This window comes from Chromobacterium haemolyticum (genome assembly GCF_009936155.1).
Taxonomy (GTDB): domain Bacteria; phylum Pseudomonadota; class Gammaproteobacteria; order Burkholderiales; family Chromobacteriaceae; genus Chromobacterium; species Chromobacterium haemolyticum.
The window spans coordinates 3,408,411-3,425,878 of the sequence record NZ_AP019312.1 but is presented as its reverse complement, the minus strand read 5'-3'; the positions used below and the strand labels follow the sequence as shown (position 1 = coordinate 3,425,878).

The 17,468-nt window shown below is 66.2% G+C and carries 20 protein-coding genes; 10 read left to right on the top strand and 10 right to left on the bottom strand.

What is annotated here, in order from left to right:
• Nucleotides 1-235: 235 nt before the first annotated feature.
• Nucleotides 236-523: a hypothetical protein gene (locus tag GYH29_RS15640; protein ID WP_141113286.1), complete on the bottom strand. Its 288-nt coding sequence runs from the start codon at nt 521-523 to the stop codon at nt 236-238.
• A 329-nt stretch (nt 524-852) separates the two neighbouring features.
• On the opposite strand from GYH29_RS15640, the gene GYH29_RS15635 reads away from it, so the two are divergent.
• Nucleotides 853-1,071 (top strand): hypothetical protein, encoded by a 219-nt coding sequence (locus tag GYH29_RS15635; RefSeq protein ID WP_157222176.1) that lies wholly within the window; start codon nt 853-855, stop codon nt 1,069-1,071.
• Between the two features lie 45 nt (nt 1,072-1,116).
• Nucleotides 1,117-1,263, top strand: a complete 147-nt coding sequence (locus GYH29_RS15630) for a hypothetical protein (RefSeq protein ID WP_157222177.1) — start codon at nt 1,117-1,119, stop codon at nt 1,261-1,263.
• A gap of 391 nt (nt 1,264-1,654) precedes the next feature.
• Here the strand turns inward: GYH29_RS15630 and GYH29_RS15625 are convergent, their stop codons facing one another.
• The 7 genes from GYH29_RS15625 to phnG are packed head-to-tail and all read right to left on the bottom strand — an operon-like array spanning nt 1,655 to nt 7,237.
• The gene (locus GYH29_RS15625; RefSeq protein ID WP_081575198.1) at nt 1,655-2,803 is read right to left on the bottom strand and encodes an alpha-D-ribose 1-methylphosphonate 5-triphosphate diphosphatase; all 1,149 of its coding nucleotides are present in this window, start codon (nt 2,801-2,803) and stop codon (nt 1,655-1,657) included.
• Nucleotides 2,800-3,507, bottom strand: coding sequence for a phosphonate C-P lyase system protein PhnL (phnL, locus tag GYH29_RS15620; protein WP_043590171.1), 708 nt, complete (start codon nt 3,505-3,507; stop codon nt 2,800-2,802). The genes GYH29_RS15625 and phnL overlap by 4 nt, the downstream gene beginning before the upstream one ends.
• Before the next feature lie 4 nt (nt 3,508-3,511).
• Nucleotides 3,512-4,285, bottom strand: coding sequence for a phosphonate C-P lyase system protein PhnK (phnK, locus tag GYH29_RS15615; RefSeq protein WP_043590169.1), 774 nt, complete (start codon nt 4,283-4,285; stop codon nt 3,512-3,514).
• Nucleotides 4,282-5,139 carry an alpha-D-ribose 1-methylphosphonate 5-phosphate C-P-lyase PhnJ gene (locus GYH29_RS15610; RefSeq protein WP_161524099.1) on the bottom strand — a complete coding sequence of 286 codons (858 nt, stop codon included), beginning with the start codon at nt 5,137-5,139 and terminating at the stop codon, nt 4,282-4,284. Before GYH29_RS15610 ends, phnK begins: the two co-directional genes overlap by 4 nt.
• Nucleotides 5,136-6,221, bottom strand: a complete 1,086-nt coding sequence (locus GYH29_RS15605) for a carbon-phosphorus lyase complex subunit PhnI (RefSeq protein ID WP_161524098.1) — start codon at nt 6,219-6,221, stop codon at nt 5,136-5,138. The genes GYH29_RS15610 and GYH29_RS15605 overlap by 4 nt, the downstream gene beginning before the upstream one ends.
• A 1-nt stretch (nt 6,222) precedes the next feature.
• Entirely contained in the window at nt 6,223-6,795 is a 573-nt protein-coding gene (gene phnH / locus GYH29_RS15600) for a phosphonate C-P lyase system protein PhnH (RefSeq protein ID WP_043590162.1), read from the bottom strand.
• A gap of 1 nt (nt 6,796) precedes the next feature.
• Nucleotides 6,797-7,237, bottom strand: coding sequence for a phosphonate C-P lyase system protein PhnG (gene phnG, locus GYH29_RS15595; RefSeq protein ID WP_019103505.1), 441 nt, complete (start codon nt 7,235-7,237; stop codon nt 6,797-6,799).
• A 168-nt stretch (nt 7,238-7,405) separates the two neighbouring features.
• Here phnG and phnF point away from each other — a divergent pair, with 168 nt between their 5' ends.
• From phnF to GYH29_RS15575, 4 genes are all read left to right on the top strand, one after another.
• The gene (gene phnF / locus GYH29_RS15590; RefSeq protein ID WP_081575202.1) at nt 7,406-8,128 is read left to right on the top strand and encodes a phosphonate metabolism transcriptional regulator PhnF; all 723 of its coding nucleotides are present in this window, start codon (nt 7,406-7,408) and stop codon (nt 8,126-8,128) included.
• Complete coding sequence (locus GYH29_RS15585) at nt 8,128-8,820, top strand: DUF1045 domain-containing protein (RefSeq protein WP_052051937.1); 693 nt, start codon at nt 8,128-8,130, stop codon at nt 8,818-8,820. Before phnF ends, GYH29_RS15585 begins: the two co-directional genes overlap by 1 nt.
• Nucleotides 8,810-9,379 (top strand): phosphonate metabolism protein/1,5-bisphosphokinase (PRPP-forming) PhnN, encoded by a 570-nt coding sequence (gene phnN, locus GYH29_RS15580; protein ID WP_161524097.1) that lies wholly within the window; start codon nt 8,810-8,812, stop codon nt 9,377-9,379. Before GYH29_RS15585 ends, phnN begins: the two co-directional genes overlap by 11 nt.
• 299 nt (nt 9,380-9,678) lie before the next feature.
• Nucleotides 9,679-10,008: a hypothetical protein gene (locus tag GYH29_RS15575; RefSeq protein WP_039756159.1), complete on the top strand. Its 330-nt coding sequence runs from the start codon at nt 9,679-9,681 to the stop codon at nt 10,006-10,008.
• 292 nt (nt 10,009-10,300) lie between these two features.
• Here the strand turns inward: GYH29_RS15575 and GYH29_RS15570 are convergent, their stop codons facing one another.
• On the bottom strand, nt 10,301-11,947 hold the full coding sequence (locus GYH29_RS15570) for a diguanylate cyclase domain-containing protein (protein WP_232060406.1): 1,647 nt from the start codon (nt 11,945-11,947) through the stop codon (nt 10,301-10,303).
• Between the two features lie 53 nt (nt 11,948-12,000).
• Nucleotides 12,001-12,645 carry a TetR/AcrR family transcriptional regulator gene (locus GYH29_RS15565; RefSeq protein ID WP_107731939.1) on the bottom strand — a complete coding sequence of 215 codons (645 nt, stop codon included), beginning with the start codon at nt 12,643-12,645 and terminating at the stop codon, nt 12,001-12,003.
• A gap of 97 nt (nt 12,646-12,742) precedes the next feature.
• Between GYH29_RS15565 and GYH29_RS15560 the strand changes: the two genes are divergently transcribed.
• From GYH29_RS15560 to GYH29_RS15545, 4 genes are all read left to right on the top strand, one after another.
• A complete protein-coding gene (locus GYH29_RS15560) occupies nt 12,743-13,423 on the top strand; it encodes a DAPG hydrolase family protein (protein ID WP_019102178.1) in 681 nt (226 codons plus the stop codon).
• 154 nt (nt 13,424-13,577) lie between these two features.
• Nucleotides 13,578-14,600 (top strand): putative 2-aminoethylphosphonate ABC transporter substrate-binding protein, encoded by a 1,023-nt coding sequence (locus tag GYH29_RS15555; protein ID WP_161524096.1) that lies wholly within the window; start codon nt 13,578-13,580, stop codon nt 14,598-14,600.
• Nucleotides 14,601-14,668: 68 nt separating this feature from the next.
• Entirely contained in the window at nt 14,669-15,769 is a 1,101-nt protein-coding gene (locus GYH29_RS15550) for a putative 2-aminoethylphosphonate ABC transporter ATP-binding protein (RefSeq protein ID WP_107731942.1), read from the top strand.
• The gene (locus GYH29_RS15545; protein ID WP_161524095.1) at nt 15,763-17,460 is read left to right on the top strand and encodes a putative 2-aminoethylphosphonate ABC transporter permease subunit; all 1,698 of its coding nucleotides are present in this window, start codon (nt 15,763-15,765) and stop codon (nt 17,458-17,460) included. The genes GYH29_RS15550 and GYH29_RS15545 overlap by 7 nt, the downstream gene beginning before the upstream one ends.
• The last annotated feature ends 8 nt before the right edge of the window (nt 17,461-17,468 follow it).

Sequence of the window (17,468 nt, the reverse complement as noted above, 5' to 3'; positions counted from 1 at the left end):
AGGCCTGAGTAGGGGGCGATGACTACGGAATTGTAGCGTCCCGATTACAGCGCTCCGGCGCGGTAGCGGGGCGGAAAAGGTCCGTATTGGCCAATCCGGCGAGCGCGGCGTTTGAAAATCAGGGGCGGAAAACCGTCAATGAAGATAGGCGGGCGCTATCTAACTAGGATTGGATGGAATAGATGGGGCAGTGAAATGGCGGAGCCGGCTTTTTTAAGCCGGTCCCGCCTTTTTTTCAATGAGTGGATTTAAGCTGTTTGATTTCTTGTTGCGCCAGAAGCAGCTCTTGCTCTATCGCGTTAATTCTTTTATCTCTGCTGTTAAGTTCGTTTAACAGTTGCTCGCTCAGCAATTGGGCCTGGTCCAGGCATAGGATCAGAGCGGAGAGTTTCGCGCTGTTGGCGAGTTGCTCCATTAGCGGAGCGCCGGCGTTGGCGTGGTCTTTGTTTTTATATTGCATGCTGAATGATGTTGTGTCGTTATTCAATACATTTAGGCTGACGAAATCGGATTTCGCGCCCACGGAACAGAGTGCAGATCATAGCATGCAGTTTGGATGGATGGGGGCGCAAGGCTTGAGAATTAAGCTTTTTGCCAGGGGTGGTAAGGAATGATAATGATTGATGAGGCAGTTCCGGGCCTCTCTTTGGGGCTGTGTTGGACATTTCCGGTTCTTTCAGGATGGCTATAACGATAATCATTTCTAATGGCTGATAATAAATTGTACTGGTTAAGATAAAGACATTTAGTATCAATGAGGTTAAGCTGACCGCTCATGTTTTTGGGAGGCAAGTGGCCATGTTAATAGCGAGAAATGAAAAGGTATTGGAGGGCTTGGCCCGGGAGCGGCAGATGATTTGGCGGCAAGATCTGGAGAGCTTGACGGTGTATATAGAAAACCTGATCAGAAAAACCAGCGCCATGGGCGCGGTGGTGCCAGGTTTATATCGCGCCTTGAGAATATGTAGCGTCGCATTAAAAGGCGGCGGTGTGGGCGGTAAAGTGTATCTGACGCGCAAAGAGCGTTTGGATATTTATTGGGCGGTAAAATCAGAATCCTTTTCAGTTTGATTTTTGGTCAGTAGTGGCGTGTATTTTTGGATTGGGAAATCAATAGTGTCGCTGATCGGCTTTGTATGTTGTCGGGTATTTAGCATTGCTTTGTTCTGGTGCGGAATGAAAGCGCTGGGCATTGGCGTGTTGATGCTGCTCTTGCATATTGGCAAGGAGAAAGCGTTGAATGCGCCGTTGCGGCGCGAGTGAGCGCCTGCGCCTGGTTTGTGGCAGCAAAGTCAGGCGCGGGTTTCTTCTCGCCTTGCCGGAGCGGGTGTAAGTAAGTAGACATTTTCGGATTGAAATGAAATAGGGCCGCGTTGTGATAACGCGGCCCTTTTGGCGTGAGGAGAATCCGGCCAGTGCATGCCGGCGTCGCCTAGCGCAGCGGATCGTAAGCCGGTTCTCAGAGCCTGTTCAACGCCGTATCTCCAACGCACGGCAGACTTTGAAGATTCTCAGAGCCTGTTCAACGTCTCGCGAGCAAGAGCGAGACAAGGCGAAAACGGCCGAAAAAGCGGAGTGTACAGAGGGTACATGAGCATTTTGAGGGTGTTTTCAACGCCGTATCGCCGAAGCGCAGCAGACTTTGAACAGGTTCTCAGAATACGCGTTGGCCGGCGCTCCATACCTGGCGCACCAGCGGGATGCCGTCCCGTTCGCGCGCCTGAACCAGATCCGCGCGCTGGCCTAGGGCGACGGCGCCGCGGTCCGCCAGGCCCACCGCTCGCGCCGGGTTGCGTGTGACGGTGGCTATTGCGCGGTGCAGATTCCAGCCCGGCTGGCGGCCCAGCAGATAGGCGGCGTGCAGTAGGCTGGCTGGCACGTAGTCGGAGGACAGGATGTCCAGCAGGCCGTGGCCGGCCAGCTCCAACGCGGCGACGTTGCCGGAGTGGGAGCCGCCGCGGACGATGTTGGGTGCTCCCATCACCGTCATCAGTCCTTGGTCGCGCGCGGCGCGGGCGGCGGCCAAGGTGGTGGGAAACTCTGACATGGCCACGCCGTCGCGCACCGCCTCGTCGATATGACTGAGTTCGGTGTCGTCGTGGCTGGCCAGCGCGACGCCGCGGGCGCGGGCCAGCTCCACCACCGCCTGGCGGTGGCGGCCGGCGTATTGCCGCTGCTTGAGTTTGCGCTGTTCCACCGCGGCGAGGAAGGTGTCGTCGTTCCAGCTGACGTTTTTCTTGGCGTAGTACTTCTTGTATTGCGCCAAGTCGCGGTATTGGCGCTGGCCTGGGGTATGGTCCATCAAGGACACTAGGCGCACCGCCGGGTGGCCGATCAAGGGCGACAGAGCGTCCAGCAATTGGGGATAGGCCAGTTCGCAGCGCAAGTGGAACAGATGCTCGGCGCGGAACACGCGCTGGCGCATGCCGGCGTCTATCGCCTCGAAGGCGCTTTGCAGGGTGTCCAGCCGCACGCTGTCGCCTTCCAGATCGCCCACCGACAGGGCGTCCAGCACCGTGGTGATGCCGGCGGCCACGCATTGCGCGTCGTGGGCGACCACCGCCGGCAGCGTGGGCCACAGCACGCCGTTGCGCGGCATCAGGTGTTTCTCCAGATTGTCGGTATGCACTTCCACCAGGCCGGGCAGCAGGTCGTCGCCGTTCAGGTCCTCGCTATGCGGCGGCGGCGCGCTCAGCGGCCGCGAGTGGATGGCGACGATGACGCCGTTGTCGATCTCCAGCGCGCCGCGCTCAAGAGTGTCGTCGGCCAGGATCAGCCTGGCGTTGTTCAAGATCCGTTTCATGCTAGGGCTTCCGGTTTGTTTGCCAGCGGTACTTCAAACACGCGGTGGGCGACGGCGTCGCGGGTGGCCTCGTCGTGGAAAATGCCCACCAGCGCCGCGCCGCGCGCCAGCGCTTCGCGCATCAAGTCGACGACCACCGCGCGATTGGCCGCGTCCAGCGAGGCGGTGGGCTCGTCCAGCAGCAGGATGGGCCGCGGCGCGATCATGCCGCGCGCGATATTGACCCGCTGTTGTTCGCCGCCGGAGAAGGTGGCCGGCGGCAGCCGCCACAGCCGCTCCGGGATGTTCAGGCGCGCCAGCAAAGCGCCTGCCTCGCGCCGCGCCTCGTTGGCGTCCACGCCCCATTCGCACAACGGTTCGGCGACGATGTCCAGCGCCGGCACCCGCGGAATGGCGCGCAGGAACTGGCTGACGTAGCCCAGGGTGTGTCGGCGGGCGTCGGCGATCTCGTGCGGCAACGCGGCGGCCATGTCCAGCCAGTTTCCGCGATGGCGGATGCGGATGCTGCCGCGCTCAACCAGATAATTGGCGTACAGCGCCTTGAGCAGCGTGCTCTTGCCGGCGCCGGAAGGGCCGGCCAGCGCCACGCATTCGCCGGCGGCCGCTTGCAGCGAGACTTCGTCGAGCACCGGCAGCGTCAGGCCGCCTTGCTGGTGCAGGGTGAAAGTTTTGCTGATTTGCCTTGCGTCTATCAATACGTTCATGGCTTCAGGCCTGCAGGATGGAGGATACCAGCAGCTGGGTGTACGGATGCTGCGGGTCGTCCAGAATTTGATCGGTGAGGCCGGCTTCCACTACGCGGCCGCCTTGCATCACCAGCGTGCGCTGCGCCAGCAGCCGGGCCACGGCCAGGTCGTGGGTGACCATGATGACGGCGATGCCGCTGTCGCGCACCAGTCTTCGGGTCAGGTCCAGGAAACGGGCTTGCACCGAGACGTCCAGGCCGCCGGTGGGCTCGTCCATGAACACCAGCCGCGGATGGGTGGCCAGGCTGCGGGCGATCTGCAGCCGCTGCTGCATGCCGCCGGAGAAGGCGCTGGGCGGGTCGTCCAAGCGCGCGCGGCCGATTTCCACCCGCTCCAGCCAGTCGCCGGCGGTTTGGCGCAGTTGGCCGTAGTGGCGCTGGCCCAGGGCCATTAGCCGTTCGCCGATATTGGCGCCGGCGGAGACGTTCATGCGCAGGCCGTCGCGGGCGTGCTGGGACACGAAGCCCCATTCGCTGCGCGCCAGCCGGCGGCGCTCGGATTCTGCGACGGCGGTGAGTTCGTGTTCGCGGCCGTCGCGTTCGCGAAAGCGCGCGCTGCCGGCGTCGGCGGCCAGCTTGCCGGCCAGCGCGGCCAGCAGCGTGGATTTGCCGGAGCCGGATTCGCCGACCACGCAGAGCACTTCGCCGGCGTAGAGGTCGAAGTCCACGTCGAAGCAGCCGTTGCCGTTGCCGTAGTCCTTGCCGAGGCCGCGGACGCTGAGGAGGGGCGGGGTCATTGCGGATTGTCCTGTGTGTCGCGGCGTTGCCGGCAGTGATCGCTGTCGGAGCAGACGTATTGGCGCGCGCCGGCGTCGTCGGTGATGATTTCGTCCAGGTAGCTGTCGCGTGCGCCGCACAGCGCGCAGGCTTGTTCCCAGCTTTGCGTCTGGAAGGGGTGATCGTCGAAAGCCAGGCTTTCCACTTGGGTGTGAGGCGGGATCGCGTACAGCCGTTTTTCACGGCCGGCGCCAAACAGCATCAGGGCCGGGCTTTTGTCCAGCTTGGGGTTGTCGAACTTGGGGATCGGCGATGGCGAGGCCAGGTAGCGGCCGTTGACCATGACCGGGTAGTCGTAGCTGGCGGCGATGTGGCCGTAGCGGGCGATGTCCTCGTACAGCTTGACGTGCATCAGGCCGTAATCCTGATGGGCGTGCAGCTTTCGGGTTTCCTGTTCGCTGGCCTCCAGCGTGCGCAGCGGTTCCGGTTCCGGCACTTGGAACACCATGATCTGGCCGGCGCGCAGCGGGGTTTCCGGAATGCGGTGACGGGTCTGGATCAGGCTGGCCTCGGCGGTGCGGGTGGTGGTGGCCACGCCGGCGACGCGGGCGAAGAAGCGGCGGATGTTGACCGCGTTCGTGGTGTCGTCGGCGCCCTGGTCTATGACCTTGAGCACGTCGTCGCGGCCGATCACGCTGGCGGTCACCTGAATGCCGCCGGTGCCCCAGCCGTAGGGCAGCGGCATTTCGCGGCCGCCGAAGGGCACTTGGCAGCCGGGCACGGCCACGGCTTTGAGCAGGGCCCGGCGCAGCATGCGCTTGGTGTTTTCGTCGAGGAAGCCGAAGTTGTACGCCCATGGCGCGGCGGTGTTCATACTTGTTGCTCCTTGGCGGCGTGTTCGCTGCGAAGTTGGCGGATCAGCGAAAGCTCGGCCTGGAAGTCGACGTAATGAGGCAGCTTGAGGTGCTGGACGAAGCCGGACGCTTCGACGTTGTCGCTGTGGCACAGCGCGAATTCCGGCTGCTGAGCCGGCGCGTGCGCAGGTTCGCCCAGCTCCGCGGCGCGCAGGCTGCGGTCCACCAGCGCCATCGCCATTGCCTTGCGCTCGGCTTCGCCGAAGCTCAGACCGTAGCCGCGGGTGAATTGCGGCGGCGCGCTGCGGCTGCCGGCGAACTGGTTGATCATCTGGCATTCGGTCAGGGTGATTTCGCCGATGTCGATGTCGAAGCCCAGTTCCTCCGGGCAGACCAAGACGCTGACTTCGCCCATGCGGATTTCGCCGGCGAAGGGATGGGTTTCGGCGTAGCCGCGCTGGGTGGAGTAAGCCAGGCCCAGCAGCCAGCCCTCGTCGCCGCGCGCCAGGTTTTGCAGCCGTGCGGCGCGGCAGGCGGGGAACAGCAGCGGCTCTCGGGTCAGGTCGACGGGCTCCGGGTCGCCCGGCGGCGGCGTTTCCGGCTCGATCAAGCCTTCTTGCGCCAGGGCGTCCAGCACGCAGGGCAGCCGTTCCGGCAGCGGCAAGTCGGACAGAGCAGGAGCGGGCGGTTCGCTGGCCTGGGCCAGATCGAAGTCCAGCAGCCGCTGAGTGTAATCGGCGGTGGGGCCCAGCACCTGGCCGCCGGGCACGTCTTTGAAGGTGCCGGACACGCGGCGGCGCACCCGCATCGCCACGGTGTCCAGCGGCCGGCTGGCGGCGAAGCGCGGCAGGGTGGTGCGGAAGGCGCGCAGCAGGAACACGGCTTCCACGCAGTCGCCGGCCGCTTGTTTCAGCGCCAGCGCCGCCAGCTCCTCGTCGTACAGCGAGCCTTCCTGCATGACTCTGGCCAGCGCCAGCCGCAACTGGCCGCGGATCTGGGCCAGGCTCAGCTCCGGCGTCGCCGCGGCGCCGCGGCGCTTGGCGGCCAGCAGGTCCCAGGAGCGGGCGATGGCGGTTTCTCCGCCTTTGACGGCTACGTACATATCAGCCCTCCTTGACGCGGGTGCTGCGCGGCAGCCCGGCCACGCGCTCGCCGCTGATCAGCAAGATGTCCACGCCCAGCGGGAAGCGGGCGTGATTGTCCCGCCATTGCCGCCAGAAACCGTCCGGCGCGCCGTCTATGCCGAAACGGCGCGGCGCGGCGAAGCCCGGTCCGCCGGCTTCCACTTGCTCGGCGTTGAAGCCGGCGGTTTCCAGCAGCACGGTGGCGGACCGGTCAGGGTATTCGGGCTCGCCGGCCTTGAGCGCGGCCAGCGGCGGCAGCGGCGCGCCCAGCGGCAGCACCACAAAGTCGGCTTGTTCCGGCGCGGCGGCCAGGCGCAGGCCGGTATGGAAGCGCAGGCTGGCCAGGGTGTCCGCCGGCAGCGGCGGCAGCCAGACGCCGACGTCCTGATCCAGCAGGGTGTAGAGCAGGGCGGCGGTGGCCGGCATCAGGCCGGGCAGCTCCGGCGGCAAGGCCGGCAGCGTTTGCGGCAGCAAGGGTTCGGCCAGCGCGGCCAGCGCGGCGCGGAAGCAGCGCTGGCTGTCGTGGACCGGATCGGCGAAGGCGGCGCGCATCTCATTCCCCCCTGACCAGGGTGAAAAACTCCACCTTGCTGGCGGCGGCTTCGCGCGCGGCGTGGTCGCGGCGCGCGGCGCGTTCGGCGCGCAAGGGCGCGATCCATAACGCCAGCAGCTGGTCTTGGCGCGCCGGATCCTGCAGCAAGGCGTCGGCCTGGGCGATCAACTCGGCGTGTTCGCCGTTGCTGCCCAGCGCCCAGCCGTGGCCCAGGCGGCCTGCTATCCGGCAACTGGCGCGGCTGACGCTGGCTTCGCCCAGATTGAAGCGGGCGCCGCCGCCGCCGGCGCGGGCCTGTAGCATGACGAGTCCGGTTTCGGCGCGGCGCAGCCATTCCACTTGCGGCGCGGGCGGCAGTTGCGGGCTTAGCAGCCGGCGCAGCCGCGGCGGCGGAGTGTGGGCCAGCACGCTGAGCCAGTCTTGTCTGGTCGAGGTTTCCATATCGGGTATTCCCCTGTGCGGTTTCAACAAAAATTCATATAAACGTATAGACGTATCCATGATAATGGCCGGCGACAAAGCGCAAACAGCATGCGGCGATGAAGGTTTTGTGACGATTTGGTGGCGGGGCTAGACCTAGGCCGCCTTGGGGGAGAAAGGATTTGAACGATGATTGAACGCGGTTCCGGCGTCGCCGTTTGGCGGCAGATAGAAAACAGCCTGGCGGAGGAGATCGCCAGCGGGGCGATCCGCGCCGGCGAGCAATTGGCCACCGAGTTGCAATTGGCTCAGCGCTTTCGCGTCAACCGCCACACCATACGGCGAGCGGTGGCCACCTTGGTGGAGCGCGGCTTGCTGCGGGTGGAGCAGGGCCGCGGCACCTTCGTTCAGGACAACGCGATTGATTACGCGATCAGCAAGCGCACCCGCTTTTCCCAAAACATGGCCAGCCAGAACCTGAGTTCGGATATCGACGTCCTGGCCAGCGACACGGTGCCGGCCAACGCGGAGCTGGCCGAGCTGCTGCAAGTGGCGGCGGGCGAGCCGCTGTTGCGCATCAAAACCCTGAGCCGGGTGGAGCTGCGGGTGGTGGATTGGGCGACGCTGTTCTTCCCGGCGGCGCGCTTCCCCGGCTTGCCGGAGATCTATCGAAGAGAGCGCTCCGTGACGCGCGCGCTGGCGCATTTCGGCGTGGACGATTACACCCGGCGTTTCACCCGCGTCAGCGCGCGGCTGCCGGACAGCGAGACGGTGGACTACCTGGGCCTGCCCAAAAACCGGCCGGTATTGCATGTGAAGTCCTTGAACGTGGACGCGCAAGGGCGGCCGGTGCAGTACGGGATCACCTGTTTCAACGGTGATTTGGTGCAGTTGGTGATGGAGGATCTCTGATGCGTTACGCGCTGTATTACGCCCCGAGGCCGGACAGCGCCTTCTGGCGCGCCGGCAGCGGCTGGTTGGGACAGGATGCGCACAGCGGTCTGCAAGTGCTGCCGCCGCACGCGCCGGGCCTGGACGCTGAAACCTGGGCGGAGCTGACCGCGGCCCCGGCCCGTTACGGCTGGCATGCCACCCTGAAAGCGCCGTTTTCCTTGCGCGCCGGGGTGGACGAGGAGGCGCTGTTGGCGCGGACGGCCGTTTTGGCGCGCCGTTTCCAGCCCTTTGAGCTGAGTTTGGAAGTGGCCTGGCTGGCGGATTTTTTGGCGTTGCGACCGATGGCGCCGCCGCCGGATCTGGCCGAACTGGCCGCCGCCTGCGTTGTGGAGCTGGAAGCCCTGGCCGATCGCGAATCGCCGTGGAAGGTGCGCGCCGGCCTGGACGCGCGCCAAGAGCGGCTGCAGCGGCGCTGGGGCTACCCCTATGTGTTCGAGCAATACCGCTTTCACCTGACGCTGAGCGGCCGGCTGACGCCGGACAGCGCGGAGGGGCGGGCGCTGGAGCAGGCGGCGCGCCGGCACTTCGCCGCTTTCGCCCGCGCGTGGGTGGATGGCGTGGCGGTGTTCGTCGAAACGGCGGCGGGCGAGCCCTTCCGCTACCTGGCGCATTGCGGCTTCGACGGCCAGGCGGCGCGCTATGAAGCCTGAACCCGGCGCGTTGTGGTATGTGATCGGCCCATCCGGCGCCGGCAAGGACAGCCTGTTGGCCTACGCGCGGGCGCGGCTGCCGCCTTCCGGCCGGCTGGTGTTCGCTCACCGCTACATCACTCGGCCGGCGGACGCCGGCGGCGAGAACCACGTGGCCTTGAGCCTGAAGGAGTTCGAGCAGCGGGAGCGCAGCGGCTGTTTCGCCTTGAGCTGGCGGCGGCACGGTCTGGCTTACGGCCTGGGGATGGAGGTGGCGCTGTGGCTGGATCAGGGCCTGGACGTGGTGGTTAACGGTTCGCGTTCGGCCTTGCCGCTGGCGGCGCGGCGTTTTCCCGGCCTGCGGCCGGTATGGATCGTCGCCAGTCCGGAGGCACTGGCGGCTCGGCTGGCCGGACGCGGCCGCGAGTCCCCCGAACGCGTGGCCCAGCGGCTGGAAGAGGCCGCCGCGCTGACGCCGCCGCCGGGCGCGGCGGTGTTGCGCAACGATGGCGAATTGGCCGAGGCCGGTGAACGGCTGCTGCGTTTGCTGAGCAAGGATTTGGGCCGGCACTGTCCTTAATGTCTGGAAAACCGGGCCGGCGAGGCCGCGGTCGCTTGCTATAACCGGGGCAGTTCGCCGGCAGCGCGGCGGCGAGCCGCGCGCCGCTTCCGGCTGGCGGGACGCCGGAGAACGTGTTTACGATTTCGCGAGCTAAGGCGAGACAAGGCGAAAACCGCTGAGAAAGCGGAATGTACAGGTGGTACATGAGCATTTCGAAGTGGTTTTCAACGCTGTATCGCCGACGCGCAGCAGATCGTAAACAGGTTCTGAGCGGTGCGCATGCAATGGTCGTCCCGCCATTGGCAGGAGTAATGGACATGGCTTTGCAATCGAGAAACTGGCATGCCTGGCTGAACGCGATGCCGGGCCACCCCAAGAGTTTGCATGTGGCGGGGGATGTGGTGGTGGCCAATCCCGGCGTGGAAGCGGTGCTGACCATGCGCGAGCCGCAGGGCATCAACCCGGCCATCCTGATGCTGGACTTGCATCTGGTGCAGAAGCCCGGCATGTGGCCGCAGGTGCTGGCGGTGGCGCATGCCCGCTATGACCGGGTGCTGCCGCCCGGCGCGCCCAAGTATACGGCGGTGGAAGTGCTGCACAATAACGAGCGGGTGGCTTATATCGAGCCTATTCCCGAGATAGTGTAGACGGCGGCGGCGGCCTGGCAGGGCCGCCGCATGCTTAGACCCGCTAACAAAATCCCTGATCCTGTGTTGCGCCTCCTTGTCGTACTACTCGTACTGCCTGCGTCGGCGCGCCTTGGCTCAGGTTCTCTGCGAGGTTTTGTTAGCGGCTCTTAGAATGTGTTTACGATCTCGCGAGCTAAGGCGAGACAAGGCGAAAACGGCTGAGAAAGCGGAATGTGCGTGTGGTACATGAGCATTTCGAAGCGGGTTTCAACGCGGCATAGCCGACGCGCGGCAGACCGTAAACAGGTTCTTACAGCGTGACGCTTTCGCAGCCGCTGAGGCCGGATTTCTTGGCCCGGTACATGGCTTGGTCGGCCGCCTGCAACAGGCTGTCCGCGCTGCTCTCGCCGTTGCCCAGCGCGATGCCGACGGAAATGCCCAGCTGGCGCTGTTCGCCGCCGATGTCGAACGGCGTCTGCATCGTCTCTATGCACTTGGTCGCCACGATGCGCGCCACCTCCTCGGCGTCCTCGCCCAGATCGCCGATCAACAGCACGAACTCGTCGCCGCCGATGCGCGCCAGGGTGTCGGTCTGGCGCACGATGCCGCTCAGGCGTTGCGCCGCCTGCCACAACACCTTGTCGCCGGCCTTGTGGCCGTAGTTGTCGTTGATCAGCTTGAAGCCGTCCAGGTCCAGAAACAGCAGGCCCAGCCGGCTTTCATGGCGCTGGGCGCGCGCCAGCGCCATGTTCAGGCGGTCGGCCAGCAACGCGCGGTTGGGCAGGCCGGTCAGGGTGTCGTGATGGGCCATGCGGGCCAATTCCGCCTGGTGTTGGTTCAGTTTGCTCAACAGCCGGTTGAAGGCGGCCAGTAAATGGCCCACTTCATCGTTGCGCTTGACCGGCAGCGGCTCCAGCGGCAATTCCCCTCGGGTCATGCGGTCCGCGTGACTGGCGGCGCGGAACAGCGGGCGGAACAGCAGGTACAGGCCCGCGCCCGCGGCCAGGGCGAACACCAGGATGGCGAGCGCCGCGGTTTTCAGTAAAAAGGTTTGCACCCGGTCCACGGTGGCGAAGGCCTCGCTGCTGGGCAGCCGGGCTACCACGAACCAGCCGGTGCTGGGCACCGAGGCGATGGCGGACACCTCCTCGCCCCCTTGGGCGTTGACGGTGATGCCGACGCCGCGAAAGCCGGCCATCGCCCGGTCGTGCAAGGGGTTGATGCCCGTCGGCGGCGTGGGCTTGAGCACCATGTCCGGCTGGGAGGAGGCGATGAATAGCCGGTCTTGTGGAGAGACCAGCAAAAAGCCGCTGTTCGGCCCGCCGATGTGGGACGCCAGCAGCAAGTCCATGAAGCCCGGCGCGGCCAGCGCGGTGACGCCGGCCAGCGCGCCTTGCGGCTGTCCGTCGCGCCAGGGCAGCGCGGCGGCCATAGGCAGCACCGGTTTTTTGCTGACGCGGCCGACGACGGGCCGGCCGATGGCGATGCGGTCAAGATTGGACGGGCTGGACAGCGCGATGCGGATGTAGTCGCGGTCGGAAAAGTTTCGGCCGGCGCGGCCCGGCATCGGCGGGTAGTCTGCAACGGCGCGGCCGTCCGGCGTCACCACGTAGAGGCCTTGCGAGAACGGGCATTGGAAGTCGCAATGCAGGCGCAGCCAGGCTTGCAGCTCGGCCGGGCGTTGCAGCAAATCCAGGGGAAGGCCGGTGGCCAGCCGGCGCAGCAGCGCTTGGCGCTGCTGGATCTTGAAGTCCACATCGCGCGCGACATAGCTGGCCAGCGCCATCTGCTGGTTTTGCACCACCTTGCTCAAGTCTTCGCGCAGAAACTGGCTGACCGCGTAGTAGCGCGCCACGGTGCCGGCCACTACGATGCCCAGCGCCAGCAGCAGCAAGCGGGTAACGATACTATCAAGGACGCGGCGCAGGCTCATGGCGGCAAATAGGGTTGTCTTCAAGATAGTTTAGTCAAGGTTTTGTGCCTTGTATGCCCAAGGCCCGGCGGGCCGGCTCAGCGCGGCAGCAGCCCGGCGCAGCACAGCGCCACCGCGGCGTGGATGCGCTCGCCGGGGTCATGCTCCGGCAGCGGCGGCGTCAGGCCCAAGGCCATTTGGCGCAGCGGCTCGGCTATCGTCATCGCCAGCAGCAGTTCGGCGGTTTGCGCCGGTTGCGGGCAGTGGATCAGGCCCTGTTCCGCCTGGCGTTCCAACCAGCCGGCCAAGAGCGCGGCGCAGCGTTGCACGCCGTGTTCCGCGTATTGCGCCAGCGCCTGTTCCCGGCCGGGAAAGTCCCCTATCAGCAGGCGGAACAGCCCTATCGCCTCACGTGTCAGCACCTTGGCCGCCACCGTGTTCAGCAAGGCCTCCAGCGCCTGTGGCAGGTGGGCGGAGGCCGTCAGCGGCTCCTGCATCGGCGCGACGAAGGCGTCGGTCCAGCCGTGAATGACCGCGCCCAGCAACTGTTCGCTGTTGTCGGCGAAGCGATACACCGTTTTCTTGGCCACGCCCGCCCGCTGCGCCACCGCCGCCATGGTGGCGGCTTGATAACCCTGGCTCAGCAAGAGTTCGGTGGCGGCGTCCAGCACCTGTTGACGCAGCTCCCGTTCCGGCATGGCGGGGCGGCCGCGCGCGCGCGGCTCCTGATCTTGGCTTGACATCTGGATATGGCTTCCTCATTATGGAAACGTGATGCGTTTCCAAATTAATGGAAGCCGCGCATCGCGCCCTGTCATTCTTCACGCCAAGGAGTGTACTGTGAATTCTCTCTATGAAACATCTTACGACGAGCTGTTGCAGCCCGGCCCGCTGATGCTGGAAACCGGCGTGCGCCGGCTGGACGACGGCCGGCTGCTGGTGGCCGCGCGAACCGAACTGCCCGGCTGCGCCGGCCGCATGTTCGATTGGTGGTTTACTTTCTTTGAATCCACCCGGCACATTCGCTGGTGGCACCCGCACGACCATGTGGAGCTGCGCGGTTGGGACGGGCGCCGCCGACCCGGCCGCGGCTATGTGGGCGCCACCGTGCGCGCGGTGGAGGCGCTGGGCGAGATCCCGCCGGTGCCGGCGGTGTTGAAATTCCACCCGCCGGAAACTTTCTTCGGCGCCGGCCGGCTTAGCGCCGCGCTGGCGCGAGGCGACGCCTCGGCCGCGGTGTGCGCGCGAATCGCCTTTGGCGAGGAGCCGCGGCTCAGCCCCGACGGCGACCCGCTGGACGGCGAGATGGTGCACCTGACGCGGGACACCGCCCACGGCGCGGTGCTGCGCAGCCGCTTCTTGCTGGGCGCGGCCGACGGCGTCGGCGAACCGGTGCCGGAACGCCTGGGCCTGGAGTTGATGCGCCACTGCTACAACGAGTTCAGCTGCCTGGCGCGGCTATTGCCCTCGCTGTATTACGGCGAGCACGCCAACGGCGAGAAAGGGCCGCTGGCCTGGTAGGCCGCGCGCCGGCGGGCAAGACATCCAGCCGCGCAAGACAAGCTTCACCCGGCCGTCACCGCGCTGTCATCGGCGCGTCGTAAGGTGGCGGCTGATTAAAGGACGGCGCATGGGCTATGAGGTCTATACGTCTAAACCCATTGGAGCGATGTCGATGAAACAACTGATTGCCTTGGCCGCCGGCCTGGCCCTGTCCGGCCTGACGGCCCCGCTGGCGCAGGCCGCCACCACCCTGACCGTGTACACCGCGCTGGAGGCGGATCAGGTCAAGGAATACAAAGAGGCTTTCGAAAAGGCCAACCCGGACATCGAAATCCGCTTCGTGCGGGAATCCACCGGCATCATCACCGCCAAACTGCTGTCCGAGAAAAACAATCCGCAAGCCGACGCGGTATGGGGCCTGGCCGCCACCAGCCTGATGATTCTGGACCAGCAGGGCATGCTGCAGCCTTACGCGCCCAAGGGCGTGGACAAGCTGAGCCCGGAATTCGTCGACAAGGCCAAGCCGCCCAAGTGGACCGGCATGGACGTGTGGGCCGCCACCATCTGTTTCAACACCGTAGAAGCCGCCAAGAAAAATCTGCCCAAGCCCGAGAGCTGGGCCGACCTCGCCAAGCCGGCCTACAAGGGCCAGATCGTGATGCCGCACCCGGCGTCCTCCGGCACCGGCTATCTGGACGTGTCCGCCTGGTTGCAGATGATGGGCGAGAAAAAGGGTTGGGATTATATGGACAAGCTGCACGCCAATATGGCGCAGTACGTCCATTCCGGCTCCAAGCCGTGCAAGATGGCCGCCGCCGGCGAGTATCCGATAGGCATCTCCTTCGAATACCGCGGCGCCCAGCTGAAAGAGAAGGGCGCGCCCATCGACCTGATCTACCCGAAGGAAGGCCTGGGCTGGGACTTGGAAGCCACCGCCATCATCAAGGGCAGCAAGAAGCTGGCCGCCGCGCAGAAGCTGGCGGACTTCTCGGTCAGCCTGCCGGCGATGCGTTTGTATGAAAAGAACTACGCGGTGCTGGCCATGCCCGGCGTGGCCAAACCCAACCCCTTCATCCCCGCCGACTACGCCCAGCGTCTGAGCAAGAACAACTTCGCCTGGGCCGCCAAACAGCGCGAGGCCATCCTGCGCGAATGGTCGCGCCGCTATGAAAGCAAGGCCGAGTCCAAGAGCTGAGCCGGTTCCCGCCATTACGCCGCCCGCCGGGCGGCGTCGTTTCATTTCAAGACACCCTGGAGTTGCGCATGAAACCGGCCGATAGTTTGGACGGCTTGTCCGAACACCTGTCCGTCCGCGGCCTCAGCCGCCGTTTTGGCGGCTTCACCGCCTTGGACGAGGTGTCCTTGTCCATCCGCAAGGGTGAATTTGTCTGCCTGCTGGGCCCGTCCGGCTGCGGCAAGACCACCTTGTTGCGCCTGATCGCCGGGCTGGACCAGCCGGACGCCGGCAGCGTCCATTTGCTGGAGCGCGACATCACCCGCGAACCGCCGGCCCGCCGCGACTACGGCATCGTGTTCCAGAGCTACGCCTTGTTCCCCAATCTCAATGTCGCGGACAACATCGCTTACGGCCTCAAGCCGCGCGGCGGCGGCGCGCGCCACGCCCGCCGCGTGCGGGAGCTGCTCGACCTAGTGGGCTTGCCCGGCGCTGAGGACAAATACCCGGCCCAGCTGTCCGGCGGCCAACAGCAACGTGTGGCGCTGGCGCGCGCGCTGGCCACCTCGCCCGGCCTGCTGCTGCTGGACGAGCCGCTGTCCGCGCTGGACGCGCGGGTGCGCGACAAGCTGCGCGACGAACTCAAGGGCCTGCAAAAACGCTTGGGCGTCACCACGCTGATGGTGACCCACGACCAGGCCGAGGCGCTGGCCATCGCGGACCGGGTGGTAGTGATGAACGCAGGCGGCATCGAGCAGATCGGCACGCCGGCCGAGATCTACCGCCGTCCCGCCAGCCGCTTCGTCGCGGAATTCGTCGGCGCCGCCAACTGGCTGCCGGCGCGGCGGCTGGACGGCCATGAGGCCGCCGTCGGCAACTGCCTGCTGCGCTTGGACGCGCCCTTGCCGCAGAGCGAGGCGCTGACCCTGTTCCTGCGGCCGGAAGACATCATCGTCAAGGCGCGCTGGGACGGCGCGCCCAACACCTTGCTGGCGCGGGTGGCCGACATCAGCTTCGGCGGCGCGATGACCCGGCTGCGGCTGCAGCCGGAAGCCATGCCCGGCCTGGCGCTGCACGCGGAAATCTGTCCGTCCATGCTGCAGCGCCAGCCGCTGACGCCGGGCGAGGTGGTGCCGGTGGAGTTGCCGGCCGCGCTGCTGCGCGCCTATGCCGGGGAGGGCGCATGCTGAGCCGCGCGCTGAACGGCTGGCGCGCCGCGCCGGCCTGCGGCGAGCGCCGGGCCGCCGCCGCGCTGGTGTGGACGCTGACGGCGCTGCTGGCTTTGGCGCTGGGCCTGCCGCTGCTGTTCATCTTCGGCAAATCGGTATTGGACATGGACGGCGGCTTTGTCGGCCTGGCCAACTTCGCCCAGGTATTGGACAGCCCCGGCCTGATGCGCGCCGCGCGGCACAGCCTGTGGCTGGCGCTGACCGTCACCGCGCTGGTGTTGCCGCTGGCCTTTGTCTTTGCCTGGGGCTTGAGCCGCAGCCGCGTTTGGGGCCGCGGCGTGTTTCGGCAGATCGCCTTGTCGCCGCTGCTGGCGCCGTCGCTGATGCCGGCCATCTCGCTGGTGTATCTGTTCGGCAACCAGGGCCTGCTCAAGTCCTGGCTCGCCGGCGGCAGCGTCTACGGCTTCTGGGGCATGGTGCTGGGCGAGGCCTTCTACACCTTTCCGCACGCGCTGCTGATCCTGCTGACCGCGCTATCGGCGTCGGACGCGCGGCTGTACGAGGCCGGCCGCGCGCTGGGCGCCGGCGCGCTGCGCCGCTTCCTCACCATCACCCTGCCGGGCGCGCGTTACGGCCTGGTCTCGGCGGGCCTGGTGGTGTTCACCCTGGTGATCACCGACTTCGGCGTGCCCAAGGTGGTGGGCGGAGACTACAACGTGCTGGCGGTGGAGGCCTTCAAGCAGGTGGTGGGGCAGCAGAACTTCCCGCGCGGCGCGGTGGTGGGCCTGATGTTGCTGCTGCCGGCGGTGTTTTCCTTCTTCATCGAGCGGCGGATGGCGCGCCGTCAGCAAGCGGCGCTCAGCGCGCGCGCGGTGCCGTTTTCGCCGGGGCGCGCGCCATGGCGCGACCTGGCCGCCTGGCTGTTGCTGGCGGCGATCTCGCTGCCGCTGCTGGCCCTGCTCGGCGTCGGCGTCGTCGCTTCCTTCATCAAGTACTGGCCGTACGATTTAAGCCTGACGCTGGCCCACTATCAGTTCGACAGCGTGGACGGCGGCGGCTGGAGCGCTTACTTCAACAGCCTGAAACTGGCTTGCATCACCGCCGGCGCGGGCAGCCTGCTGGTGTTCGCCGGCGCCTACGCCTGCGAGAAGCTGCCGGCCGCGCCGTTGGGGCGCGCGCTGCTGCGCTTCTTCGCCATGCTGCCGATGGCGGTGCCCGGCCTGGTGCTGGGCCTGGGCTATGTGTTCTTCTTCAACCATCCGGACAATCCGCTGCATGGGCTCTACGGCGGCATGACCTTGATGGCCGCCTGCACCATCGCCCACTTCTACACCACCGGCCACCTGACCATGAGCACCGCGCTCAAGCAACTGGACGGCGAGTTCGAAGCGGTGGCCGCCTCGCTCAAAGTGCCGTTCTGGGTGACGTTGCGGCGGGTGACGCTGCCGGTGTGCCTGCCGGCGCTGCTGGACGTGATGCGCTATCTGTTCGTGTCCGCGATGACCACGCTGTCGGCGCTGATCTTCATCGCCAGTCCGGACAATAGCCTGGCCGCGGTGGCCATCGTCACCATGGACGACGCCGGCGACACCGCGGCGGCGGCGGCGATGGCCACGCTGATCGCGCTGAGCTCGGCCGGGGTGTCGTTGTTGTTGCTGGGGCTGGAGCGAGTCTTGACCCGGCGCGGCCAGGGCTGGCGCGGCCGCGCTTGACGATGGCT